The 780-nt window shown below is 71.8% G+C and carries 1 protein-coding gene; it reads left to right on the forward strand.

Annotation, left to right across the window (positions count from 1 at the left end; all coding sequences use genetic code 11):
- A partial coding sequence (locus A5775_RS07930) for a phosphopantetheine-binding protein (RefSeq protein ID WP_156660612.1) occupies positions 1 to 780 on the forward strand: 780 nt, incomplete at both ends.

Raw genomic sequence — 780 nt, forward strand, 5'->3', positions numbered from 1 at the left:
GAGCGCGCATGTATCGCACCGGCGACCTGGTGCGGTGGGGGGCAGACGGGCAGCTGCACTACCTGGGCCGCGCCGACGACCAGGTCAAGATCCGCGGCTATCGCATCGAACTCGGCGAGGTGCGCTCGGCGCTGGCCGCCCTGGACGGGGTGGACCAGGCCGTCGTCATCGCGCGTGAGGACCGTCCCGGCGATAAGCGCCTGGTCGGCTACGTCACCGGGGAAGTGGACCCGGCCGAGCTGCGTGCCCGGCTGGGCGAGCACCTCCCGGCCTACATGATCCCGGCGGCCGTCCTCGCTCTCGAGGCGCTGCCCCTGACCCCCAACGGCAAGCTCGACGCGCGCGCCCTGCCGTCACCCGACTACACCGATGTCGATCGCTATCGCGCCCCACAGACCCCGGTCGAGGAGACCCTGGCCGGCATCTACGCCCAAATCCTCGGTATCGAGCGCGTCGGCGCCGACGACTCGTTCTTCGACCTTGGCGGGGACAGCATTTCGTCGATGCAGGTGGTGACAAGGGCCCGGGCGGCCGGCCTGGCGCTGCGGACCCGCGACATCTTCACCGAGCAGACCGTGGCCCGGCTGGCCCGGGTGGCCGGCGTGGCCGACGGCGACGACGGTGTGGTCGACGAGGGCACCGGCCCGGTCACCGCCACCCCGATCATCCGCTGGCTGCGCAGCCTGGAAAGGGCAGGCGGCCCGGTCGATCAGTTCAACCAGACGATGGTGTTGCAGGCGCCCGCCGGCGTCACCGAGGCCGACGTGGTGGCCGTGTTGC

Origin of the sequence: Mycobacterium sp. 852002-10029_SCH5224772 (assembly GCF_001667315.1) — a bacterium.
Lineage (GTDB): Bacteria > Actinomycetota > Actinomycetes > Mycobacteriales > Mycobacteriaceae > Mycobacterium.